Raw genomic sequence first — 24,085 nt, forward strand, 5'->3', positions numbered from 1 at the left:
CAAGGGACAACGGATACGCACCGGGGCGGGTCACCCCGGTGCGCATGTTCTGGTCAGAATTCGAAGCCGAACGTCACACCCCATTCACGCGGTGCGCCGAGCACGACGAAATTCTCGAAACCGGCCGTACCCGCCTGCGCGGCGAAGTAGCCCGAGGCACGATACTTCTCGTTGGAGAGGTTCTTGCCCCACAGAGAGACGTTCCAGCGTCCGTCTTCCGGTTCCCACTTCACACTGGCATCGAACAGATCCAGCTTGGGCACGCGCCCGACCAGCGCGTTACGCGTGTCGGTGTGGCGCACGCTGGTGTGGCTCCAGCCACCGAACAGCGTCGCCTTGCCGCCGGCCAGCGCAAATTCGTAGGTCGCGCGGGCACCGGTCTGCAGCTTGGGCGCATTGCGCAGCTTCAGATGGGTACAATCGACGAAGTCTTCCGGCAGCGCAGCCTGGCCATCCGCGTCGCACATGAATTCCTTGTAGCGCGCATCCAGATAGCTGAGGTTGCCCGAGAGTGTCAGACCATCGATTGGAACCAGCGTGAGTTCCGCTTCGATACCGTCGATCTTGGCCTTGCCCGCGTTGACGATCGTCGAAATCGAGACGTTATCGAGATAGCTGAGCGTATCGACCTGCAGGTCATTATAGGTCGTGGTGAAGGCCGACAGGTTGAACTGCAGGCGGCGATCGAACCAGCTGGTCTTGATGCCCGCCTCGATCGTGTCGACCTTTTCCGGGCCATAGGGTTCGAGCACCACGGTCCGGCCCGAGAACCCGCCCGAGTGGGCGCCACGGACATAGCTGACATAGAAGAAGTGATCGTTGGTGATCCGGTAATCGAGGCCGAGGCGCCAGCCCCAGTGGCTCCAGCTTGCCGATGCCTTTTGCGGCACCCACGGGCCGGTATAATCACCGAAAATGTACGAGCGATTGGCAATCGCCATGGTCTTCTTCTGATCGGTCCAGCGCACACCCGCCGTCAGTTTCAGCGCATCGGTGACATTGATGTAACCCTGCGCGAACAGTGCAATGGATTTGTCATCCTGATCGTTCAGCAAGAGCCCGCGATAATCGCCCGCGAAAAGATACATGCCGTCCTGATCGAGCTTGTAGTTCTTCGTCAGGTAGTACGCGCCAAACAGCAGTTCGGTGTTGTCGGTCGGATTAACCGTCCCGCGCAGTTCCTGCGAGAACTGCCAGTTCTTCGTCACGCGGCGGGTATCGAAGATTTCCTGCGTGGTGCCATCCTGATCGGTGTATTCATCCAGCTTGAACTTGCGATAGTTCGTGATCGAGGTCAGCTGCACCGGACCCGCGTCGTAGTTCATCGCCAGCGTCGTGCCGAACACGTTGAAGTCCGAATAGCCCTTCTTGCCGCCAACCCGGAAGCTGATCGGATCGTTCAGGGAATGGGATTCCCCTTCGACATATGTCGGCATGCCCGGAATGCTCGGAACGTCGGGGTCCGTGCTGACAATGCCCGGCGTGCTGTAATTCACCACGACCGGACCGTCATTGCGGCCACGGGCCAGTTCGGTGGTCAGCGTGGCATCGAAATCGCCACTTTCATAGCGGAAGGCCAGACGGCCGGCATTCACATTTTGCCCGCCCAGACGGCGGCCATCGGCCGTGCTGCGATAGAAGCCATCGACGCCCTTGTGCATGGCGGTGAGGCGCATGCCCAGCGCGCCTTCGATCAGCGGCACGTTGACCGCCGCCATCGCATCAGCACGCCCGTAGTTGCCGACGGTCACTTTGCCGGCAACGGCAAAGTCGTCGACATCCGGCTTCTTGGTGGTGACGTTGATCACCCCGCCGATGGTGTTCGCACCGAAAATCGTACCCTGTGGGCCACGCAGAACTTCGATCTGTTCGATATCGAACAGGTCAAGCAGCGCCGTGGTGTTGCTGCCCTGATAGACGCCGTCAACCACCGTGCCGACGGCAGGATCGAGGAAGCCGTCTGCTTCCTGCACGCCGATTCCGCGAATGGACACGGCAGCCACCAGGCCCGAGTTCACCACGCTCGTGACAACGAGGCTGGGAACCGAACCGTTCAGCGCCTTGAGATCGGGCGAAATCGTGCGATCAAGCGCCGCGGAATTGAGCGCGGTCACAGCGATCGGAACCGTCTGAAGATTTTCCGCCTTTTTCTGAGCGGTAACGACGATCTCGCCAATGCCACCCGAGCGCGCCGCTTCCGGTTCGGCAGGGGCTTCCTGCGCCTGGGCCTGCCCGGCAGCCAGTGCAACAACAGACAGTCCCGCAAACAGCAATTTGAATTGAGTCCTCATGCGATCTCCTCCCGTTTAGTCACTCGACACACCCCCTTTGAATCAGAAGCGCGCCGCCGGTTAAATAACCGGACGATCTGCCGGTTTTTGGTGGCGGAGGGAACGAAAATTGGATACTGAGACTTTGGTTAGTCGATCGCACTGCCGGTATTTCTGTGGCCAATTTGCAATGGGGGGCAAATCATGGTGACTTCGCCGAGGAACAAGAAAGTGCTCGATATGATCCGCCCCGGCGGTGACCCGAGCGATGAAACCCGCTGGCAACAGCGCAAAAGCTCGATGACTCGCGAGGCCATTCTGGAAGCCGCTGTCGACTGTCTGGTGACGTCCGGATACACCGGCCTGACGACGATCGAAGTGACCAAGCGCGCCAACGTATCGCGCGGCGCCATGCACCATCACTATACCAACCGGCTGGAACTGGTTGCCGGGCTGGTCGAATATGTTCTCTACCGCCGCATGCGGCATTTTCTTGAAGAATATCCGCGACTGCTGGAACGCGACACGGGATCGTTCTCTCTCGAACAGGCCACCGAACTCTACTGGCGCACGTTGCAACGCAGGGAATTCACCGCCTATCTCGAACTGTCCATGGCTGCGCGCAGCGATACGGAACTGGAACAGGTGCTCCTGCCCGCTGTCCGGCGATTCGATGAAATCTGGACGCAGGAAATGACCGAAGCCTTTCCCCAGTGGGGCGACCGCATTCACAAGATGAAGCTGGCAAGCGACTTTGCCCAGGCCGCCCATCTGGGGCTGCTGCTGAATTCGCCGGTCATCGGGGAAGACCGGCATAATGCGGTGCGTCATGTGATCGTCAGCGTCGTGGACATGGTGTTTCGCGGCGAAATAGGCTGATCTTCGCACGGGCCGTAGCGATCTGGAATAAATGATAGTTTTGCCACCCGGCTGCGGGAGGCACAGTGCGGCAAACGTCCGGGGTGCGGCCATGCGGCTGCGACACGGGCATCGAATTCCACCGGGCCGCCGGGCAGTTTTGCACCCGTTCCGCATCCGGCGCTGATTTCGTATGCTATTTTCGAACAACAAGAATGAAGGAAGGATAGAGGATGGCTAATGTGATCGTCTCCGGGGCGTCCCGGGGAATCGGCCTCGAACTGGTCAAGGCCCACCTCGCGCTGGGCGATCAGGTGCATGCCATGGTGCGCGATCCATCATCGTCCGGGCTTGCCGCGCTTGGCGCCGGGTCCAGCGGGCAATTGCACATTCATGCCGTGGACGTTGCATCCGATGCCTCGGTCGCCGCTGCTGCTGCGCAAACGGGCAACGATCCGGTCGATATTCTCTACAACGTGGCTGGCATCATGGGCAAAGTCGAACCCGCGCTGGAACCCGGTGACTGGGACCAGTTCGACGATGCCATCGAAATCATGCTCAAGGGCCCGCTGCGCGTTCTGCGCGCCTTTCTGCCGCGCCTCACGGCCGGGTCGAAAGTGATCAACTTCTCCAGCCAGCTCGCGGCTTCGCCGTGGCCCTACGGCGGGTTCTATGGCTACGTCGCCGCGAAGTCCGGCCTGAACCGCCTGATGCGTTCGGTCGCTATCGATCTGAAGGATCGTGGCATCATTATCGGAATCATTCATCCCGGCTACGTACAGACCGACATGGGCGGGCCCGATGCCGATATCACACCGGAAGAAAGCGCCGCCGCCATCGTCAAACTGACCCAGGGCTGGACGATCGAAAAGTCGGGCGACTTCTACAAGTGGAACGGCGAAGAACACCCCTGGTAAAACAGCGATCAGGGGCGGGTTCGGATCATAGGGACCCGCCCGGTGCCCCATCAACCGGCAGGTACCTTGCCCTTTCACCAGTTGGCCAGACCCGCGTCAGGATGCAATCGGACAGCCATGCAGCAAAGATCATCTCCGCCATGGGCCTGGCTTGAAACCCCCGCCCCGCACCAGCAGGCCTTTGCCGATGCGGGCGTGTGGGACAAACGCACCATCGCCGAACAGGCCATCGCACTGACCGCAGAGGACCCGGAATTCGTCGCCTTCATCGAAGGCGATACGCATATGACCCGCGCGCAGTTGCTGGCCGATGCGCAAGCGCTTTCGGCGGCGCTCCACGCCCGTGGGCTGCGGCAGGGCGATGTCATCGGCTTCCAGATTCCCAACTGGCGCGAAGCAGCCGTGCTCAATCTGGCGGCGGCGCTGTCGGGCTTCGTCGTCAACCCGATCGTGCCGATCTACCGCGACCGCGAAGTGACCCTGATGCTCGAAGATTGTGCCGCGCGCGCATTCTTCGTGGCTGCGGAATTCCGCAATTACGATTTTGCCGCCATGGCCACGCGTATCAGGCCCTCCTTGCCGGAACTGGCCCACGTCTTCACCGTACGCGGGACCGGCGGGGATGATTATGCCACCCTTCTGGAGGAAGGCAGAGGCAAACCCTTCACCCGACCGGCAGTCGATCCGCTGGGCGTCAAGATGGTGCTCTATACCTCGGGCACCACAGGCCGCCCCAAAGGGGTGCTGCACAGCCACGTCACCTTGTCCCATATCCTCCGAAAATCGGCAGAATATTGGGGCCTTGCACCGGGCGACGCGACTCTGATGCCCTCTCCCGTCACCCATGTCTCGGGCTATGCCAACGGGCTGGAGGCGCCGCTGGTCTGCGGCACCCGTACCGTCCTGATGGAAAGCTGGAACGCGCAACACGCAATCGATCTGATCGACCGGCACCAGTTGGTCGGCACAGTCGCCGCCACGCCGTTCCTTGTCGAACTGGCGGATGCAGCACGGGCATCGGGCCATCGGCTGCCCTCCTTCCGCTTCTTCGCCTGCGGCGGCGCGGCGGTCCCGAACGACCTGATCCCGGCCGCCCGGCAAGCGTTCGCGGCCTGCCAGCCGTTTCGCGTGTTCGGCGCATCGGAAGTGCCGCTGGTCAGCTTCGGATGGACCGATAACGAAGACCTCGCCGCCACCACCGATGGCCACATCGTCGATTACGCGGTGCGCATCGTCGATGCGGACGACAACGATCTGCCCGACGGGCAGGCGGGGGAGATTCTGGCGCGCGGGCCTGCGATGATGCTGGGTTATGCCGATGCGCAGCAAACCCGCGAAGCGATCACCAGCGACGGCTTCTTCCGCACCGGCGATCTCGGCATCCGCACGGTGGACGGCGCGATTGTGGTGACCGGCCGGAAAAAGGATCTGATCATTCGAGGCGGGGAAAATATCTCCGCCAAGGAAATCGAGGATGTCCTGCACACGCATCCCGGCGTGATCGAGGCCAGCGTCGTGGCCATGCCGCACGAACGGCTGGGCGAAGGCATCTGCGCCTACATCATCGCGGGCGAGGCATCACTTGCCGCCGCCGATCTGGCCGCACATGTCGCCGCCAGCGGACTTGCGAAGCAAAAGATTCCCGAACGCTTCGAATTCGTGGCGGATTTCCCGCGCACAGCATCCGGCAAAATCCGCAAGGATCGCCTGCGCGAAGATATCGCCAGTAAATTGGCCACCATCTGATCAAGGCCCGGCGGCGAGACACACACCCGCATACGCGTTGCCAACAAAAACGCCCGGTCCGTGAGACAATCCGGACCGGGCGCCTGGTTGCAGCCCTTACAGGAGAGAAGTGGGCTGCAAAACCCGTCCGTCAGAGCCCCTTGGGGGCGTGCTGGCGGTGGATGTTCCGGAACGACCGGCTGCGGAACTGCCATGTTCCATCCCGCTTCACACAGACATCGTCATAGACCCCGCGATCGCGCTTGGTCTGGCCGTCCTGATCATAGACTTCCGATGTGTAACTGCGAACGCGGGCGACATCGCCTTCCACTTCGATCGAACCGGGCCATGCCTCGAACATGATCCCGGGATAGGCCTTCATCGCTTCGAGCCACATCGCGACAATGGCGTCGCGGCCTTTGGTCGTCCCGATTTCGGGATAGTCGGGCAAGGACCATTCCCCATCCTCGGCCCAGGTTGCCCCCCAGGCAGACGCATCGTTGCGGGTTACGGCATCGGCATAGGTTTCAAGCAACTCGCGGATGGCCAGACGGTCCTCAAATGGGCCGGTAAAAGGCATGGCATTCTTTCCCTTCGCTGATTTTCGAAGGAAACTACCGCCAACGCGGCCGATGCGAACCTATGGCTAGTGCGAGGATTCAGGTGCTGATCGGCAGTTCGTCCATGCCCGGCGGTGTGTCGGGCAGCGCCACTTCGATCATCCCGTCGGTAATCCGCAAAGGGAAGATGCGCAGATCGCGATACTGGGACCCGATGCACCGGCCCGTCGCCAGTTCGAAGCGTGCGCCATGCAATGGACACATCACCGCACCGCGCCGGATGCGCCCGCCAGACAACAGCGATGCCTGATGCGTGCAACGGTCATTCACAGCCTGAAAGCCGCTCTCGATCCGGGCGACCAGAACATACCAGCCGGCGATCCGGGCCGCCAGCTTGCCCTCTTCCGGAAAGAGAGCCTCTTCAATTACGCCGTGCCAAACTTCGCTCATAACCCCATCCGCATCCCATGTTCCTGCCTGCGTATCTATCGCCAAGACAGCGGAATTTTTCCATAGCTATGGAATCGCACAAGTGTCCCCCGACAAAAGGATAACCCTATCCCATTCGCTAGGTTTGCGATGTACACGGCCACGGCACCCTTTTCCGCCGGAACCCGGCCCACGGTGGGCACGCCTGAATCGAAGGAAACCGTCCATGCCCATCATCCGCCATCGCGCACCGATCCAGTGCCTCGTGGCGGTGCGGGGCCATCCCTTTGATCGGACCGCATTTGACGCGCTGTTTCAGGCGATGGAGGGGATATCCGCCACTATGGTGGACCAACCTGCCGCCAGCCGCCTGATGTCGCCCGAAGGGATGCGCGGGTTCGATGCGCTTGTTCTCTACGATATGCCCGGTCTCGATTTCGAGGCGGAACAGAACGCCCCGCATTATCGCGAACCGGAACCGGAACTGCGCGATGGCCTGCGCCGTCTGCTGGAACAGGGAACGGGCGTGGTCGCCCTGCACCATGCTCTGGCGGGATGGCCGACCTGGGCGGACTATCATGAATGGCTGGGCGGGCAGTTCCTCTACCATCCCGGCGAAGTGCGCGGGGCGAACTGGCCCGATAGCGGCTATCGCCACGATGTGCGGCATGAACTGACCGTGATGCCCGGGCACCCGGTTACCGAAGGGCTACCACCCCGCTTCACCCTGACTGACGAGCTCTATCTGTGCCCGACATTTCCGGAAGACAGCACGCCCTTGCTGCGGTCGTCGGCGCCTTTCGATCGCGATCACTTCTGGTCCGCCGAACTTGCTGTCGCCGGGCAGATGTATGCGCATGAAGGATGGGAACACCCGGCAGGCTCAAACGTGATCGGGTGGGCGAAGCAGGCACTGGCTTCACGGCTGGTCTATCTCCAACCGGGTGACGGGCCATCGGTTTACGATGACCCGCACTATCGAAGGTTGGTCGAGAATGCGATCCGTTGGGTCACGGCTCGCTGATATCCCGCCGGCTGCGCGTTATTGTGCAGCCATGCCGCCATCGACAACAAATTCCGACCCGGTGATGTAACGGGCTTCATCCGATGCCAGAAACAGGTTCATGTTCGCGATATCCAGCGGATCGCCCATGAAGCCCATCGGAACCAGAGCCATGGTGGAATCGAAATTGTCGGCGTTATCTTCCTGCGCGACACCCTGCATATTGGTCAGGATCATGCCCGGATGGACGGTGTTGGAACGGATGCGATCGCGGGCGCATTCCAACGCTACGACTTTGGAAAACAGCCGCACCCCGCCTTTGGACGCGGCATAGGCCGCGCAGCCCGGCACCCCGAACAGCCCGGCAACCGACGAAATGTTGATGATCGAACCGCCCTGCCCCACCTTGCGCATCAGCGCAACGGCGCGCTGCGTACCATAGAACACGCTGTCCAGATTGACGCTGTTCTGCAGTTTCCAGTCTGCCGTGGTGAATTCTTCGAGCATCCGCAAAACGGCAATACCCGCGTTGTTGACCAGCACGTCGAGCCTGCCATGCGCGGTTTCGATGGCCGCCATCACACGGTCCCAATCGCTTTCGCTGGTGACATCGTGGGGCAGCGCCTCCGCCGCGCCACCTGCGGTACGGATACCTTCCGCCACTTTTTCCGCGCCCACACCATCGCGGTCGGTGATGAATACGATGGCCCCTTCCTCGGCAAAACGCTGCGCCGTGGCGCTGCCCAATCCCGGCACCGATGCACCGCCAGTAACCAGTGCCACTTTTCCTTCCAGACGTCCCATTCCACTCTCCAATACAAAAGGGGCCAATAAAAAAGGGGCGCAGACTTGCCGATCCGCGCCCCAGCAGGGAATTCGTTATTGAACCCGGTTGGGTATCATCAGAATTCAACACCCAGTTGCGCGCCAAACACACGCGGTTCACGAGCCGTTGCAAAGCCCCAGTAAACCGGGAAGGCCGAGGCGGTGAACGCCGTCTGCGTGCCACGATCGTCCAGCAGATTGCGAACGAACCCGGTCAGGCGTGTCTTGATCGTATCGTTGAGATCGAAAATGAACGAGACCGAGACATCGACCAGATTCTGCGCATCGGAACGCAGACGCGGATCGTTGCGGGGCACCACAACCGTGGCACCGGCAGGCGCGATGATTGCTTCGGTATAGATCGCCGGATCGGCCGAAATCTGCTGATCATAACGCGACAGATAACGGTAGCCCGCGTTGATCTTCACTTCCCCGTTCAATGCCCCTTCCAGCGGAATGGTGTATTCGGCGTTGATCGAAGCGGTGATCTTCGGTGCGTAGATCATGTCCACGCCCGAATAGTCCAACGCACGGGTGATCGAGGTGGTCGGCCCTGTGGCCACAGGCTGATTGACGATGAAGCCGCGGAACCCGGAATCGGTGTAACCGAAGGCACCACGCACTGTCAGCTGCGAACTGGGACGCAGCGTGAAATCTGCCTCGAAGCCCTTGATCTTGGCCGCCGCAGCATTGATCACCACGGTCTGCGGGACGGCGAGACCCGGCACCGCGACTGTGCTGGTCTGCTGGATATCCTTGTAATCGGAATAGAACGCCGCGAGATTCAGCGTCAGCATGCGATCGAAGAATTCACTCTTCAGACCGATTTCCCACGCATCCACCGTTTCCGGATCGTAGGGCAGCGTGGCCGAGAATGGCGTCAGCCCACGTCCGTTAAACCCGCCCGAACGATACCCGCGCGACCACGAGGCATAGAGCATCAGATCCTGGTTGGGGCGATAGTCGATACCCAGCTTGGGCGTAAACTTGTTCCACTTGTTCGAAACACGCGGCGAACTGAAGCCCGCAGCGAGATTGCCCGGATCGGCAAAGTCCGTCTGCAGCGCCTTTTCGTCATGCGTGTAACGCCCACCGCCGGAAATGCGCACCTTGTCGAACACTTCCCAGTTGAGATCGATGAAGCCCGCCAGCGATTTCGACCAGCCGGTCGTGCTCTGATCGGTGGGCGCTGCACCGAAGACGGACGTCAACTGATCCAGATGATAGCGGCTCTTGAAGTAATAGACGCCAGCCACATAATCGAGGGAATCCCCGATCTGGCCACTGGCACGCAGTTCCTGGCTGAACTGCCAATACTTCTGGTCACGATTGGCGAGATAGAGTCCGGCAGTGCCGAAATCCTGCTGAATCTGGTCCTTGCTTTCGCGATAGGCAGTCACCGAGGTCAGCTTCACCGCGCCCAGATCGAGATTCAATTCCGCCGTCACGCCCGGCGAACGGTAGGTGCCGTATTCCGGCGCGGGCGCAACGACCTTGTAAACGCCCTTGGTGTTGCCCTGATCAACCATGATCGGTGGCAATGCAGGCGCAAAGGCATCGCCCGTGACCGACAAACCGCCAAGGACCGGATCGAAATCCTGCACCTGCTTGTCGACCGTGATCAGCGCCTCGAAATTCGAGGAAGGCGTAAACAGCAGGCTGACCCCGAAGTTTTCGTTATTGGTGCCGCCACGACGCTTGCCCGTGACCACTTCACGATAATAGCCGTCGTTTTCGGTGTGCATGTAGAACAGCTTGGCCGCCAGAACATCGGAAATGACCGGCACGTTCACGACATTGCGGCTGCTGAAACGGCCATAGCTGCCGATTTCCAGCTCCATCTTGCCGCCGAGTTCATGCGTCGGCCGGGACCGCTTGACATTGATAACGCCGGCAATCGTGTTGCGGCCGAACAGGGTGCCCTGCGGCCCGCGCAGAACTTCGATGGAATCGATATCGAAAAAGTCGAGCATCTGGCCCGTCGACGTGCCGATATAGACACCATCGATATTGACGCCCACCGCCGGGTCGAACGATTTTTCGATATCGGCAAAGGCAATGCCGCGGATGGAAATATTGGCGGCAGCGGCCCCCGTGCCCCCGCTGGTGATCAGGACGTTCGGTGCAGCGCCCTGCAAGTCGCCGATGGTCAGCGCGGCGGCACCTTCCAGCTGCGCGCCTTGCAGCGCGGTCACGGCGACAGGTGCGGTCTGGATCGATTCATTGCGGCGGCGCGCAGTGACGATGATAGCATCCGGCCGGGCCGTTTCCGCCGATTCCTCTGTGCTTTGAGCAAAAACCGGCGTTCCAAGACCGCCCAGCAGCGAACTTGTTAATACGGCAACCAGTAATTTCTGACGCGCGCGACCAGACATCGCAAACCCCTCCCGTTGATCGTCTTCAGACGAGTTATTTCACTGGCGGAAACATAGGATGATTGGCCGGGCCAATTTAACTACCCATAGTCACAGGTGCGACCCGCCAAATAACGCGCAAGCAATTGCAATATTGCTGGAGAGTGCAAAGAATGCAGAACAACCGTCGATTCCTGTTGGCGCGCAGGCCTGTCGGAACACCTGTCCCCGAAGATTTCCATCTTGTGCAGGAAGAGATTCCAGCCCCTCCACCCGGCGGATTTGTCATTCGCAATCACTTCGCCTCGCTCGACCCGGCGCAGCGCGGCTGGATGGATGATGCGCCCAGCTATATGCCGCCTATCCCGCTGGGCCAACCGGTGCGCGCAACCACTGTCGGGGTGGTCTACGCGTCGGACAATCCCGATTTCCGGCCGGGCCAGTGGGTCATGGGCATGAACGCGCTGGAAGACTATTCCGTGTCCGCGCCGGGTGGCTTCACCATGCCGATCGACGTTTCCACCGTCGATTCCCCGTCACGCTATCTCTCCGCCATGGGCGCGGTCGGCCTCACCGGCTATTTCGGATTGCTGGAAGTCGCCAAACCCCAGCCGGGTGAAACCCTGCTGGTTTCCGGGGCCGCTGGTGCGGTCGGCTCCGTGGTCGGGCAGATCGGCAAGATCGCGGGGCTGCGCACGGTCGGTATCGCTGGCGGCGCGGAGAAATGCCGCCGCCTGATCGAAGATTACGGTTTCGATGCGGCCATCGATTACAAGGGCAAAACGGTGGAGGCGCTGGCTGCGGAAATCCGCACGGTCATACCCGATGGTGCGAATATCATTTTCGAGAATGTCGGCGGCGATGTCATGGATGCCGAACTGCTCAATCTCGCCAGAAAGGCGCGGATCGTACTGTGCGGCCTGATCAGCGAATACAATGCACCTGAAAAGATTGGCATTCGCAACCTGTGGCAGGTGCTGGCGCAGGAAGCCACGGTCTACGGCTATCTCATCATGGATTTCGCGCCGCGCTTCGCCGAAGCCGGGGCGGTAATGGCGGAATGGATGGCGCAAGGGCGCCTGCGCGTGGACGAGGATCTCCAGCACGGGCTGGAAAACACCTACGATGCCTTCATGCGGCTGTTCACCGGCGCCAATACGGGCAAGCTCGTGCTGCAGATCGCCTGAGCGCGGAACGGATACAAAAAACGGCCGGGTTCAACGCCCGGCCGTTTTTTGTTGTGCGGGGCTGCGCGAATCAGAACTGGACGCGCTTGGTATAGCCGCCATCGATCACGACATTGGTGCCGGTGGTGTAGGACGATGCCGGGCTGGCCAGGAATACGACCGACCGGGCCACTTCTTCAGGCCCGCCCCAGCGGCCAAGCGCAAATTGCGATTCAACCGAATCGTAGAGTTCGGGTGCGGCGGCCTTGATCGCTTCCCAGTTGCCGCCGGGGAACTTGATCGGCCCGGGCGAAACGGTGTTGACGCGAATGCCCTTGGGGCCAAGCGCCTGGCTGATCTGGCTGGCATAGACGATTAGCGCACCCTTCAGCGCGTTGTAGCCCTGCGGCATGATAAAGGTTTCGAGCCCGGCGGTGGATGCCATGATCACGATCGATCCCGTACCGGACTTTTCCAGATGGGGTTCGAGCACTTCCACCCCAACCACAGCACCCATGATGTCGAAGTCGAGCGTCTTCTGCCAATCGGTCGTGGCGCCAGCGCCCGACGTGGAAATCATCGGCACAAAGATATCGCAGCCGCCCAGCTTTTCGGCAGCGGCTGCCAGCCATGCGCGATAAGCGTCGGCGCCCGCTTCCATATCGAACGGTTCGCCAACCACCTTGCCGCCATGCCGGGCAATGGCCGCTGCGGTTTCCGCAACCTGTTCCGCATTGCGCGAACAGAATGCCACGTCCGCGCCTTCGGCGGCGAACAATTCGACAGTTTCACGCCCAATGCCGCGGCTACCGCCGGTCAGGATGACCTTCTTGCCTTTTAAACCCAGATCCATGGGGAACGCTCCTCACCCAAAAGTTATCGAATACAATCCGCTTGATCATTTGCCTGTCCCTTGGTGCGGGACCACTACCCTTTTGGTCAGGCAAGCCGCGTAAACGGGAATGCTAGCTTCCGTGACAAACAAGACAAGGATGGATGCATGGCAGGCCTCGCAGGCAAGACCGCAATCGTATTGGGGGCCAGCAGCCCCGACAATATGGGCCAATATATCGCACGCCGTTTTCTGGCGGATGGCGCGCGCGTTCTGGTGGCAGGGCGCAAGGCCGATGTGCTGGAAGCTTTCGCTGCGGAAACGGGCTGCGCCTGGACCGCGTGTGATATTACCGATACCGCCAGTCTCACCGCTTTGGCCGATACCGCGATGCAGCGGTTCGGCGGGATCGATATCGCGGTCAATGCCACCGGCTGGGGCCTGCTGAAACCGTTCCTCGAAACCACGCATGACGAACTCGTCGCGATCACAGCGCTGCAATACGTCGGCCCCTTCGAATTCTGCCAGGCGATGATCCGCAAGATGGCGCGCAGCACCGGCGGCCGGGGCGGTTCGATCATCCAGATCAGTTCCGCCACGGCCACGATCATGCTGAATGACCATGCCGCCTATATGGGCACCAAGGCAGGCACCGATCATGTGATCCGCTGCGTCGCGCATGAATTCGGCCACGAGGGAATCCGTGCCAATTCCATTTCACCCGGGCTGACCGACACCCCGATGAATGCCGAGGCCAAGGAAGTGCCCGGTCTGTTCGACGCGTTTCTGGCCGCTTATCCGCTGGGCCGGATCGGCACGTCCGAAGATGTCGCGGTTGCAGCGGCATTTCTCGCCAGTGACGAATGTTTCATGACAGGTGAAAATCTGCAGGTTAACGGGGGGCTTACGCTGCGCCGCAACCCCACCCGCGACGAGATCGCGGCCAGTGTCGCCCGGGCAACCGGCGCCTGAACCGCATGGCAAACACCGCGTCCGTTGCGACAGACACAGGCTGTGCACGGCCCACGCCCGGCTGATAAAACTGTCACCTGTCGCAGCTTGTCGGCGGCGGGTGGCGATGCTCAAATTCGCTTTATGACGGGGGGCCGACAGGCCTCGAGGTTGGGAGACGACAGTTGAACCGCGTGCAGCAAATCGGCGACGTTGCCGAAATCATGCTCGACTATGTCGAGAACAAGAAAACCCATCAGACCGACAAGGTGCTGCGCGTGCCGACCGGCAGCTATACCGATCCCGACCAATGGCGCGCGGAAATGGAACTGGTGTTCAAGCGCGCGCCGCTGATGCTGGCGTTCACGTCCGAACTGCCCAACCCCGGCGACTACAAGGCCATGGAAGCGGTCGGCGTTCCCGTGCTGATCAACCGGGCAAAAGACGGCACCGTGCGCGCATTCCTGAACGTCTGTTCGCATCGCGGCGCGCCCGTGGCCAATGACGGCCATGGCAATTGCCCGCGCTTCACCTGCAAGTATCATGGATGGACATTCGGCCAGGATGGCAAGCTGATCGGTATCTCCGAAGCCTCCACCTTCGGCGAAGTGAACAAGGCGGAACGGGGGCTGCGCGAATTGCCGTGCGAAGAACGCGCAGGCATGATTTTCGTTTGCCTCACTCCCAATGCCCCGCTCGATCTCGACCGCCATTTCCGCGGTTTTCTGGACGATTTCGAAGCGCTCGATTTCGCGAACTGGACCTACATGGGATCGCGGGTGATCGAAGGCGCGAACTGGAAGATCGCGTTTGACGGCTATCTTGAAGGCTATCACTTCGCATCGCTGCATCCCACGACGATTAACCCGCGCACGCCATCGAACTGCGCCCATTACGAAGGCTTCGGCCCGAATATCCGCATCGGCTTCCCCCAGCGCCGCATTGCCGACGTGCTGAAAGACATCCCGCGCGAGGAATGGGGCAATCAGGAAAACAACGGATACGATTTCGTGCGTATCTTCTTCCCCAACGTCTCGTGCTTCGTCGCGCCGGAAATCACGCAAGTTGCGCAGCTCTTCCCCGGGCCGACGCCGGACAAGAACCGCACCGTGCTGAATTACCTGCGGCGCGAACCGATCCGCGACGAGGAAGATCGTGCCAATGTCGAAGCCGCGATGAACTTCTTCCGCGACGTGACCTATACCGAAGACTACGTCATCGGGCTGGAAATCCAGCGCGGCCTCGAATCCGGCGCACATGACGATCTGGTGTTCGGCAAGAACGAACGCGGTAACCAGTACTTCCACGAATGGCTGAACTGGTATCTGGAAGACGACATCTCCGCCCCTGAACCGGTGATGTAGGATCGGAACCATAGGCCTGACCATGAACCCGATTTCGCTCGCTTCGGGGGTACTCCCCGAATTCGGACCGGTCGAGACAGTCGAAGCCGCCCGCCACGGCGGCTTCGATGCGGTGGGTCTCTGGGTGGAACCGGAAAACTGGACCGATGCGACCACGCGGGCCGTGCGCGATGCCCTGGCCGCCGGCGCCCTGCCCCTGCTCGATGTCGAAGTGATCTGGCTGAAACCCGGCAGCGCGATGGACGATCATCGCAAAGTGATCGATATCGGTGCGGAACTGGGCGCGGCGAACGTGCTGTGCGTGTCATCCGATCCCGATCATGCCGCTACGGCCGCGCGCCTTGCCGATCTGTGCCGCCATGCGGAAGGCAGCGGCATGCGCGTTGCGCTGGAATTCGGGATTTTCACCGAAGTGAAGACATTGGCGCAGGCGCTGGCCATCCTTGACGATGTCGCCCATCCGCAACGGGCGCTGCTGATCGATCCGATCCATGTCGACCGATCGGGCGCCACCCCGGCGGATATCGCGCGGATCGATCCCGCGCTGCTGCCTTACGCGCAATTCTGCGATGCACGGGCGGAGCGGCCTGACCCGGCCGATTTCGACGCGATTATCACCGATGCGATCGATCTGCGTGAACAATGCGGTGCCGGGGCGTTGCCCCTGTTCGCGCTCCACGCCGCCCTGCCGGCACATATCCCGCTCAGCATAGAATTGCGCTCGCGCGCCTTGCGCGAACGTTACGACGATCCGGGGCAACGCGCGAAAGCGGTTGCCGATGCGACCCGCCGCTGGCTGGCACAGGAGACCCGTTCATGACCGTCACCCTGATTACCCTGCTCAAACGCCGCGAAGGCATGAGCAAAGCCGATTTCATCCGCTATTACGAAGAAACCCACCGGCTGATTGGTGAACAGGTTCTGGCTGGCCATGCCACCCGTTATGTGCGCCGCTTCCTGCATCCCGCCGATGGGACAGAGCAGCACGAAGACGCCGATGTGGTAACCGAAATCGACTTTCCCGATCAGGCCGCCTGCGATGCCTGTCTGACCGCGCTGGCCGATCCGGCAACGGCGGCGATGATCGCCGCCGACGAAGAAAACCTGTTCGACCGCAACCGTATCCGGATGTTCACGGTGGAGGAGCACCAGTCGGCGCTGCCGCCCCTCCCCCGCTAAACCCGCATCAATCGGCGAAAACAGTCCGGTATTCGCGGCGGGTGAACAGCCATCGCCCGTCGATCTTCTTCAGTTCATCGTCATAGCGCCCGGTCGCATGGACCCGCTTTCCGGTGAACGGATCGTCGTAGATTTCAATGGTGTAGGCGACCGCCGTGGCGGCATTGCCATCGACCGCGATTTCGCCGGGCTGCATGAAATAGACCATCGGCCGCGTGCCGTTATCCAGGCCATAATGCTTGAGCGATTCAATCCATCCGGCAAGGATCGCCTCCTTGCCGGTATAGCCACCCAGATCGGGATATTCGGGCAGCGCCCAATAGGCATCCTCTGCCCAGATCGAACCCCAGATGGCTGGGTCTTTCGCCATGACGCCATGGGCATGGGTATCCATCAATTCGCGGATCGCCACACGATCCTCCAGCGGGCCGGTAAACGCCATCAGGGCTTCCTTCCTTCGAGCCAGTCGTTGAGCACTTCATGGAAGAACCGCACGCGCGTTTCCTGCCCGGTCAGATAGGCATCCTGATAGCCGCGCGAATGCATCCCGGCCTGCATGCCTTCTGCCAGTTCCATATCCTGATAGACGATCTGCCCGGCCAGTTCGGGGATGCCCCGCCCCGCATCGAAATCGCGCTGTTCGCAATAGTCCGCCTCGCGCAGTGGCCGGGGACCAGCCATCACCGATTCCACGACCTCCTGCCCTTCGACCGGGAACGCCATGCACCACAGGTCGAAATAGCATTTCTCCGGATCATCCGGATGCGGTTCGCTGCGGAAAAACACCAGGTTGTCGGGCAGGAAACTGATGGTGACATTCGGGAAGATCACCGTATGCGGGCTGTCGGTGATTTCCTCGTCATCCATGTGTTCGTAATGGACATAGCCGCGCTCCTTCCACAGGCGGCGCTTGGCGGCCTTGAGATCGAGCCAGCCCTGCATCGCCAGATCTTCGTACGAAGCATAGCTTTCGGGATCGATATCCCATTGCTGCAGGATCAGCTTGAAGGGATGGGGCATGGTCTCCGGTAGGCGATCGGACAGCGACGGGCGCATCGGCTGCACAGTGCGACCATGGCCCTTCGGCCACATTTCGTGCCGGGCGGTATCCACATCCTGATCGATCCACGGCGGCACTTGCGGGTGTGCCGTCCGGGTGTGGTAGCTTTCCGAGAAATTGTCCGTCACGAACTTCCAGTTCGCGTTGAGCGCGATGCGGTACCATGCCACGCGCACGGCCGTATCCATCGGATAGTTCTTGTAGAGCTGGGGCATAGGATCGAGATATTCGGCCAGCGACGGGCCTTCCTCCGCCATCGTGTACCACACGAACCCGCCCCAGATGTCGCAGCGCAGTTCCTTCAGTTTCACTTTCCCGCAAGGATCGCCCTGCGGGAAATCATGGCCATCCTGTGCGAATTTCACGAACCCATCGAGGCCATAACGCCAGCCATGATACGGGCAGCTGATCCCGTCGGATGACGAGCTTTCCTGGACCATGCGCATCCCGCGATGCGCGCAGGAATTGTAAAAGGCCTTCACAGAACCATCTTCCTGCAGGATGCAGATCACCGATTCCTTCAGGAAATTGTGCACCAGATAATCGCCCGGATCGATCAGTTCGGCCGTTCGCCCGGCGATGTGCCAGATCTTCGTCCAGAGGTGTTGGGTTGGACGGCTCCCAACGGCATCGCGATGTGCCAAAGGTGATGTCGTTGTAGGACTCACACGAGGGAGCCGCCCATGGAACAGATTACGCGTATAGGTATGGACACGTCAAAGAACGTTTTTCAGCTGCATGGCGTCGATGCAGCTGAAAAACCGGTCCTGCGCAAGAAGCTGACACGCCGGGAAATGATCCGATTTTTCGAGAAGCTGCCGCCGACCGATGTCGCCATCGAGGCCTGCGGCAGCGCGCATCACTGGGCGCGTCTCCTCGGCTCGTTCGGCCATGAGGTAAAGTTGATTGCCCCGCAGTTGGCGAAGCCATACGTCAAGCGCGGCAAGAACGATGCCGCAGATGCTGAAGCCCTATGCGAGGCGATGAGCCGCCCGACGATGCGGTTCGTGCCGGTGAAGAGCACTGACCAGCAGGCGGCGCTTATGCTGGTGGGCATGCGCACCAGGCTCATCAAGAAGCGCACCCAGCTTGCCAACGCGATCCGGGGCTTCGCTGCGGAATTCGGGATCGCCGCAGCGAGGGGCATGTGCCGGATCGAACCCCTGCTAGAGCGCATAGCGACAGATGAGACCATCCCCGAACTTGCGCGCGAACTGTTCGCATTTCACGGGCAGGAATATGCGCAACTTCTGCGCGAGATCAATCTGGTCGAGGCCAAAGTTATGGAATGGCATCGCGCTGACGAATGTAGCCAGCGGCTCGCGAAAATCCCAGGCATCGGTCCGATCGGCGCATCCCTGCTGATGATGAAGGCGCCAGACCCGCGCATGTTCAAGTCCGGGCGAGACTTTGCCGCCTGGATCGGTTTGACGCCCAGAGATCATTCAACAGCCGGGAAGGTCAGGCTCGGGGGCATCACGCGAGCTGGCGATGAACTCTTACGGAGCACGCTTGTGGTCGGAGCAACCGCCGTCGTTCAGCATGTCCGTCGTACCGGAGGCAGGAACGCCTCGACTTGGCTTCTGGGGTTGCTCGAACGCAAGAAGCCCAAGCTCGTTGCGGTTGCGTTAGCCAACAAGGTCGCGCGCATCGCCTGGAAGCTGATGGTGAGCGGCGAGCAATATCGAAGGGCCGACCTGCCAGCAGCGGCAGCCGTGGCGTAAAAGATTGGCCAGACACGATGAGCAACTACTCAACGCTATCGTGCTGAGCTGATGCCGGATCTTGCAAGAAAAGAGCAGATGGTGCGATCGATCGATCCAAGGCGTGTGGCACTCCATCGGGACCAATGGCCCTCCGAGGCCGCTGAGGTGTTAGGAACTCACGCTGCGGAAACCATCTTGGCCAGCGATCACATGCGGTCGCGCCCAAAGGCCGGACATATGGACGCAAGCGATACGATCAAATCTTTCCGCTCAGCCCTTGCAAGAGGGAGCCGTCCACATATGGTCCCATTCCTTCTGCGCGAAATCCTGCGAATAGTAGCGATCGCCGGTGATCGCATCGCCGCGAAGATTTGCCGAATCGCGGCCCGAAATCGCGGGCGGCACGGCGGCAAGCTCAGTCATATCAGTCCTCTCCGACTGCCAATTGGTAGCCATGCAGGCTGCCCCATCGCCCCGCATCGGCAAACTGGCACTTGTCCGAGAAATTGCCCGGACGTTCTGCACCTTGTGCCATTCCGTGCCCTGTCTCCGGCTGACCTTTAGGACAGGCTGACGGTTCCCACAGTCTTGGGCAGATTGCCGCGCACACCCGGTTATCGCGCGGCAAGCGTCGAAACCGCGCTATACAACGGAGGGGTTATGAGTAGCGCAGACCATGTGCCGCCGACGCATGTTCCGGCAGACAGGGTGGTGGATATCAATATCTACGCCCTGCCCGGGCAAACGGATGATTTCCACGCGGCGTGGAAATCGCTTCAAGACAGCAGCCCCGATATCGTCTGGACCCCGCACAACGAAGGCCACTGGATCGCCTTGCGCGGCGACATTCTGGCCGAAGTGCAATCGGACCATGAACGGTTCTCCAATCGCGTGATCGTCCTGCCCAAGTCTGTTGGCGAGAAGCATGGACTGATCCCCACCACGATCGATCCGCCGGAACACCGCCCCTATCGCAAGTTGCTGAACGACGGGATGGCTCTGGCCAAAGTACGTGGCATGCAGGGCGCAATCCGCGAAGCGGCAGCCAGCCTGATCGATGGCTTTGCCGCAGGCGGGCGCTGCGATTTCACCGGGGAATTTGCCGAAGTTCTGCCGATCCGCATCTTTATGGCGCTGGTTGGGCTGCCCATGGAACATGCCGACCAGATACGCACTTGGGCCGAATGCCTGACACGGCCCAACCCGCCCATGCCCTTCGAGGAAGGCAAGCAGGCGTTTTTCGATTATCTCGCCCCTATTCTCGCAGAACGGCGGGCACATCCCGGAGAAGACCTGCTGAGCCAGGTGGTCACCGCCCCGATCGGTGATGCCAACGGCGCAACCCGCACGCTGGGGCAAGAGGAATCGCTGGCACTGGCCACGCAAATTCTGGTCGCCGGGGTGGACACAGTGGTCAACTTCCTCGGCTTCGCGATGTTGTATCTTGCGCAGAACCCGGCGGCACGCGCGGAACTGGCGGGCCGTTCCACCAACGAAGTGCTTGCCGCCACGCACGAACTGTTCCGGCGCTTCGGCCTCGTGACCATTGCCCGCACAGTGCGCAATGATATGGAATTTCACGGCGTGCAGTTGAAAGCGGGCGAACTGGTCTGCATCCCCACGCAGATTCACGGGCTTGACGACCGGATCAATGCCAATCCCATGACGGTGGATTTCTCGCGCAGAAACGCACGGCATTCCGCATTTGGCAGCGGCCCGCATATGTGCCCGGGGCAGGAACTCGCACGGGCGGAAGTCGCCATCACGATTGAGGAATGGCTCAAGCGTATCCCGGAATTTTCCGTGGCTGATGATGCCGATACCCATTGTTCGGGCGGCATTGTCGGGCAGGTCAACCGCCTGATACTGGAATGGCCGGTATGACCGATGCCCCGGCCATCCGTCACGGCGGGTGTCTGTGCGGCGCCGTGCGTTACGAAGCGGACTGGCCGCCCGAAGCGCTGGTCCTGTGCCATTGCACGCATTGCCAGAAACAGGCCGGTTCGGCGCTGTCCGTGGTGGCGGCGCTGCGGCGCGATGCCCTGCGCATCCACGGCACACTCAAGACTTACGAGGATCGCGGCACCAGTGGCCAGCCGGTTTGGCGAAAGTTCTGCCCCGAATGCGGGTCACCGGTGGTGACGGATACCCCCGCAGTGGAGGCTCAGGGCATGATTTTTCTGAAAGCGGGCACGCTGGATGAAACCGCCGATCTCGCGCCCACGCTGCATTACTGGACGCAGAGCGCACAGGGCTGGTTCCCGTTCGATGGCCAGATCGCCTGCCAAAAAACCCAATGAAAGCATAGCTCTTCATCATGCGAATCCGGGCCGCCTGTAACATTGGTGAGTGGAGCGCGATGTCCGGTGCGCGTATCATCGCGCGATGGAAAACGACCCGTCCGCTCCGGCAACGGCGCGCCAACACGATCGGGGTCGTCATTGACCGCACCTGCGGTCTGCATGGGAGAATCCTGTCGTGAATGCCGAAACCAATGTGTCCCGTTACTCCAAGGATTTCGACCTTCCCGTACGCGGGGATGTGATCACAGCCGATCGTTATATCAGCCGCGAATGGATGGAGCAGGAAACCCGGAAGCTCTGGCCCAAGGTCTGGCATCTGGGCGGCATGCTGGCCGAACTGGAAGAACCGGGCGACATCATCCGGCATAATTTCGGCAAGGAATCGATCATCATGGTGCGGCAGGACGACGGGTCCATCCGCGCGTTCTACAATACCTGTCCGCACCGTGGGAACCGGCTGATCCTCGGCGATGTCGCCAGTGTCGACCAGATCACCTGCGGCTATCACAGCTGGACGTTCGACATCGACGGCACGCTTGCCAAAGTGCAGGACCCCGACGATTTCGCCGGTGGCAATCCCTGCGGCAAGGTCCATCTGGCGGAAGTCCGCTGCGAAACCTGGGGGCCGTTCGTGTTCTGGTGCATGGACGACGATGTTGCCCCGCTGCGCGAATGGATGGCGCCGCTGCCGGATCGGCTGGCCGCCTATGGCCTGGAAAACTGGGTGCGCGTGCTGCACGTATCGGCGGACTGCAACTTCAACTGGAAGATCCTGCGCGATAATTTCAACGAAAGTTACCACCTGCCCACGATCCATCCCGAACTGGCGATGTTCATCAATGACGGGTTGCCCACGACGCTGTTCGAAATGTACCCGTCAGGCCACAATTCCATGTGGATGATCGGCCATCAGGCCACCACCCGCACCGATTATGAAAGTGGCGATGTCCCCGCAGGCCTCGCCGAAGCGGCGGTGGCGTGGGGTATCGATCCGGCCGCATACAAGGGCCGCACCGGGGAAATCCGTCAGGCGGTGATCGATGCGAAGCGACGTCTCGGGGCGGAACGCGGCTATGCCAACTATGCGGATATGAGCGACCAGCAACTGGTCGACTATTTCCACTGCACGCTGTTCCCCAACCTGACGATCACCATGTCGCCCGAACAGTGCCAGATTCTCCGCACCGAACCGCACCCGACCGACCCGGAAAAGTGCATTTTCCAGCACTGGTGCCTCTATCCCCCGGTTCCTGGCATGACCGAAGTCTATACCCCGGTGGGCATGGCCCCCTTGCAGCATGACGCGATCAGCAGCCATTCGGTTTATGGTGACGGTGTATCACTGGGCTTTGTGGCGGATCAGGATCTGTCGATCGGCACCTCCCAACAACAGGGCCTCAATTCGCGCGGTTTCAAAGGCTGCATCCTGCCGGGTCAGGAAAAGCGTGTGCAGCGGTTCCACGAACTGCTCAACGATATGATTGGCGGGCCCGCCTGATGTCGTTCGCACCCGGTATTGCTGGCAAGCACATGATGCAGGCTGCCTTTGTCGTCGAAGATATCGAAGCCGCCGCGCTTGCGTGGGCGCGGACCGCCGGTGTCGGCCCGTTTCTGATGGCGCCGCATATCCTGATCGAGGAATACGACTATCGCGGCACACGGCAGAGCGGCCTCGATTTTTCCGTGGCGCTGGCCCAATCCGGCGGCATACAGATCGAACTGATCCAGCAGCATTGCGACAATCCTTCCGCCTATCGTGACACGATCGCGAAAGGAGGTCAGGGGTTTCATCACCTCGCGGTCTATTGCGATGATTATGATGCGGATTTCGAACGGTATCGCGAACAAGGCTTTGCGGCCGCCGTGCAGGGCCGCCTCGGCACGCTGCGCTTCTCCTATATCGATACCAGCGCGGTGCTGGGCTGCATGATCGAACTGATCGATGTCGATCCGGTGCAGGCCGATTTCTTCCAGCGCATCGCCGCAGCCGCACAGGATTGGGACGGCAAGACCGACCCCATCCGGCCCGCCTTCCCAGCCTGAAAGACCGCCCGATGACCACTTGCCCAATCGAAGATCGCTTCGCGCTCGAGGATCTCACCGTCGCCTATGCCCATGCGCTGGATAGCATGTCCGATGTGGAGGCGATCTGCGCCTGTTTCACCCCCGATGCCGTCTATGATCTGTCGGGCATCGGCATGCCCAAAGTCGATGGCCACGCCGGCATTCGCGAACTGTTCACCGGCGTGTTCGCGGCCATGCGTCATCAGGCGCACTATCTCAGCAATTTCGCGGTCACAGCCTATGCGGGCGACAATGCCAGCGTCAGAACTTACGTCACGGGCATGGGCCTGTCGAAAGACGGCACGCAGGTAACAGTGAACGGGCGGTATTACTTCGACGCTGTGCGCACGCCCGATGGCTGGAAGTTCGCCAATTATCACATGGACTTCCTCATGCCTCTACCCGGGTCGCTCGACACCATTCACAACAGCTGACCGCTGCGCCTTTCCGGGCTGCGGACCGGTGCCTCTCCTTATGGGGAGTGGACGCAACGCGTGTTGAATCCAACAAGCAAAAGAA

General features: G+C 60.8%; 24 protein-coding genes. 15 read left to right on the forward strand and 9 right to left on the reverse strand.

Annotated elements, in window-relative coordinates; translation table 11 throughout:
• Positions 1 to 53: 53 nt before the first annotated feature.
• Positions 54 to 2,291, reverse strand: coding sequence for a TonB-dependent receptor (locus EGO55_RS06685; protein ID WP_021690835.1), 2,238 nt, complete (start codon positions 2,289 to 2,291; stop codon positions 54 to 56).
• Between the two features lie 183 nt (positions 2,292 to 2,474).
• On the opposite strand from EGO55_RS06685, the gene EGO55_RS06690 reads away from it, so the two are divergent.
• The 3 genes from EGO55_RS06690 (at position 2,475) to EGO55_RS06700 (ending at position 5,791) form a co-directional block, all read left to right on the forward strand.
• Positions 2,475 to 3,149: a TetR/AcrR family transcriptional regulator gene (locus tag EGO55_RS06690; protein WP_021690834.1), complete on the forward strand. Its 675-nt coding sequence runs from the start codon at positions 2,475 to 2,477 to the stop codon at positions 3,147 to 3,149.
• A gap of 212 nt (positions 3,150 to 3,361) precedes the next feature.
• Complete coding sequence (locus EGO55_RS06695) at positions 3,362 to 4,045, forward strand: SDR family NAD(P)-dependent oxidoreductase (RefSeq protein WP_021690833.1); 684 nt, start codon at positions 3,362 to 3,364, stop codon at positions 4,043 to 4,045.
• 117 nt (positions 4,046 to 4,162) lie between these two features.
• Positions 4,163 to 5,791 (forward strand): AMP-binding protein, encoded by a 1,629-nt coding sequence (locus EGO55_RS06700; RefSeq protein ID WP_021690832.1) that lies wholly within the window; start codon positions 4,163 to 4,165, stop codon positions 5,789 to 5,791.
• Positions 5,792 to 5,921: 130 nt separating this feature from the next.
• Here EGO55_RS06700 and EGO55_RS06705 read toward each other — a convergent pair whose 3' ends face one another.
• Positions 5,922 to 6,350: a nuclear transport factor 2 family protein gene (locus tag EGO55_RS06705; protein WP_021690831.1), complete on the reverse strand. Its 429-nt coding sequence runs from the start codon at positions 6,348 to 6,350 to the stop codon at positions 5,922 to 5,924.
• 79 nt (positions 6,351 to 6,429) lie between these two features.
• Positions 6,430 to 6,780 carry a Rieske (2Fe-2S) protein gene (locus EGO55_RS06710; RefSeq protein WP_021690830.1) on the reverse strand — a complete coding sequence of 117 codons (351 nt, stop codon included), beginning with the start codon at positions 6,778 to 6,780 and terminating at the stop codon, positions 6,430 to 6,432.
• Positions 6,781 to 6,985: 205 nt separating this feature from the next.
• On the opposite strand from EGO55_RS06710, the gene EGO55_RS06715 reads away from it, so the two are divergent.
• Entirely contained in the window at positions 6,986 to 7,783 is a 798-nt protein-coding gene (locus tag EGO55_RS06715; RefSeq protein WP_021690829.1) for a ThuA domain-containing protein, read from the forward strand.
• 18 nt (positions 7,784 to 7,801) lie between these two features.
• Here EGO55_RS06715 and EGO55_RS06720 read toward each other — a convergent pair whose 3' ends face one another.
• Positions 7,802 to 8,566 (reverse strand): SDR family NAD(P)-dependent oxidoreductase, encoded by a 765-nt coding sequence (locus EGO55_RS06720; RefSeq protein ID WP_021690828.1) that lies wholly within the window; start codon positions 8,564 to 8,566, stop codon positions 7,802 to 7,804.
• Positions 8,567 to 8,664: 98 nt separating this feature from the next.
• Positions 8,665 to 10,962 (reverse strand): TonB-dependent receptor, encoded by a 2,298-nt coding sequence (locus tag EGO55_RS06725; protein ID WP_021690827.1) that lies wholly within the window; start codon positions 10,960 to 10,962, stop codon positions 8,665 to 8,667.
• 152 nt (positions 10,963 to 11,114) lie between these two features.
• Between EGO55_RS06725 and EGO55_RS06730 the strand changes: the two genes are divergently transcribed.
• On the forward strand, positions 11,115 to 12,128 hold the full coding sequence (locus EGO55_RS06730) for an NADP-dependent oxidoreductase (RefSeq protein WP_021690826.1): 1,014 nt from the start codon (positions 11,115 to 11,117) through the stop codon (positions 12,126 to 12,128).
• A 70-nt stretch (positions 12,129 to 12,198) separates the two neighbouring features.
• Here EGO55_RS06730 and EGO55_RS06735 read toward each other — a convergent pair whose 3' ends face one another.
• Positions 12,199 to 12,960 carry an SDR family NAD(P)-dependent oxidoreductase gene (locus EGO55_RS06735; RefSeq protein ID WP_021690825.1) on the reverse strand — a complete coding sequence of 254 codons (762 nt, stop codon included), beginning with the start codon at positions 12,958 to 12,960 and terminating at the stop codon, positions 12,199 to 12,201.
• 147 nt (positions 12,961 to 13,107) lie between these two features.
• On the opposite strand from EGO55_RS06735, the gene EGO55_RS06740 reads away from it, so the two are divergent.
• The 4 genes from EGO55_RS06740 to EGO55_RS06755 all read left to right on the forward strand — a co-directional run bounded on the left by EGO55_RS06740 (position 13,108) and on the right by EGO55_RS06755 (position 16,433).
• Positions 13,108 to 13,911 carry an SDR family NAD(P)-dependent oxidoreductase gene (locus EGO55_RS06740; RefSeq protein WP_021690824.1) on the forward strand — a complete coding sequence of 268 codons (804 nt, stop codon included), beginning with the start codon at positions 13,108 to 13,110 and terminating at the stop codon, positions 13,909 to 13,911.
• Positions 13,912 to 14,075: 164 nt separating this feature from the next.
• The gene (locus EGO55_RS06745; protein WP_021690823.1) at positions 14,076 to 15,254 is read left to right on the forward strand and encodes an aromatic ring-hydroxylating oxygenase subunit alpha; all 1,179 of its coding nucleotides are present in this window, start codon (positions 14,076 to 14,078) and stop codon (positions 15,252 to 15,254) included.
• A gap of 22 nt (positions 15,255 to 15,276) precedes the next feature.
• Positions 15,277 to 16,074: a sugar phosphate isomerase/epimerase family protein gene (locus tag EGO55_RS06750; protein WP_021690822.1), complete on the forward strand. Its 798-nt coding sequence runs from the start codon at positions 15,277 to 15,279 to the stop codon at positions 16,072 to 16,074.
• Entirely contained in the window at positions 16,071 to 16,433 is a 363-nt protein-coding gene (locus EGO55_RS06755) for an EthD domain-containing protein (protein ID WP_021690821.1), read from the forward strand. Before EGO55_RS06750 ends, EGO55_RS06755 begins: the two co-directional genes overlap by 4 nt.
• A gap of 7 nt (positions 16,434 to 16,440) precedes the next feature.
• Here EGO55_RS06755 and EGO55_RS06760 read toward each other — a convergent pair whose 3' ends face one another.
• Positions 16,441 to 16,875, reverse strand: coding sequence for a nuclear transport factor 2 family protein (locus tag EGO55_RS06760; protein ID WP_021690820.1), 435 nt, complete (start codon positions 16,873 to 16,875; stop codon positions 16,441 to 16,443).
• A complete protein-coding gene (locus tag EGO55_RS06765) occupies positions 16,875 to 18,137 on the reverse strand; it encodes an aromatic ring-hydroxylating dioxygenase subunit alpha (RefSeq protein WP_210766664.1) in 1,263 nt (420 codons plus the stop codon). The genes EGO55_RS06760 and EGO55_RS06765 overlap by 1 nt, the downstream gene beginning before the upstream one ends.
• Positions 18,138 to 18,176: 39 nt before the next feature.
• Between EGO55_RS06765 and EGO55_RS06770 the strand changes: the two genes are divergently transcribed.
• Entirely contained in the window at positions 18,177 to 19,217 is a 1,041-nt protein-coding gene (locus tag EGO55_RS06770) for an IS110 family RNA-guided transposase (protein ID WP_021692041.1), read from the forward strand.
• A 252-nt stretch (positions 19,218 to 19,469) separates the two neighbouring features.
• Here the strand turns inward: EGO55_RS06770 and EGO55_RS20530 are convergent, their stop codons facing one another.
• The gene (locus EGO55_RS20530) at positions 19,470 to 19,622 is read right to left on the reverse strand and encodes a hypothetical protein (RefSeq protein WP_161566033.1); all 153 of its coding nucleotides are present in this window, start codon (positions 19,620 to 19,622) and stop codon (positions 19,470 to 19,472) included.
• A gap of 237 nt (positions 19,623 to 19,859) precedes the next feature.
• Here EGO55_RS20530 and EGO55_RS06775 point away from each other — a divergent pair, with 237 nt between their 5' ends.
• The 5 genes from EGO55_RS06775 to EGO55_RS06795 all read left to right on the forward strand — a co-directional run bounded on the left by EGO55_RS06775 (position 19,860) and on the right by EGO55_RS06795 (position 24,000).
• Entirely contained in the window at positions 19,860 to 21,083 is a 1,224-nt protein-coding gene (locus tag EGO55_RS06775; protein WP_021691554.1) for a cytochrome P450, read from the forward strand.
• Entirely contained in the window at positions 21,080 to 21,499 is a 420-nt protein-coding gene (locus EGO55_RS06780; protein WP_021691553.1) for a GFA family protein, read from the forward strand. The genes EGO55_RS06775 and EGO55_RS06780 overlap by 4 nt, the downstream gene beginning before the upstream one ends.
• 178 nt (positions 21,500 to 21,677) lie before the next feature.
• On the forward strand, positions 21,678 to 23,000 hold the full coding sequence (locus tag EGO55_RS06785; protein WP_021691552.1) for an aromatic ring-hydroxylating oxygenase subunit alpha: 1,323 nt from the start codon (positions 21,678 to 21,680) through the stop codon (positions 22,998 to 23,000).
• Entirely contained in the window at positions 23,000 to 23,545 is a 546-nt protein-coding gene (locus EGO55_RS06790; protein WP_021691551.1) for a VOC family protein, read from the forward strand. The genes EGO55_RS06785 and EGO55_RS06790 overlap by 1 nt, the downstream gene beginning before the upstream one ends.
• 11 nt (positions 23,546 to 23,556) lie before the next feature.
• Positions 23,557 to 24,000: a nuclear transport factor 2 family protein gene (locus tag EGO55_RS06795; protein ID WP_021691550.1), complete on the forward strand. Its 444-nt coding sequence runs from the start codon at positions 23,557 to 23,559 to the stop codon at positions 23,998 to 24,000.
• The last annotated feature ends 85 nt before the right edge of the window (positions 24,001 to 24,085 follow it).

Source organism: Caenibius tardaugens NBRC 16725 (genome assembly GCF_003860345.1).
GTDB lineage: Bacteria > Pseudomonadota > Alphaproteobacteria > Sphingomonadales > Sphingomonadaceae > Caenibius > Caenibius tardaugens.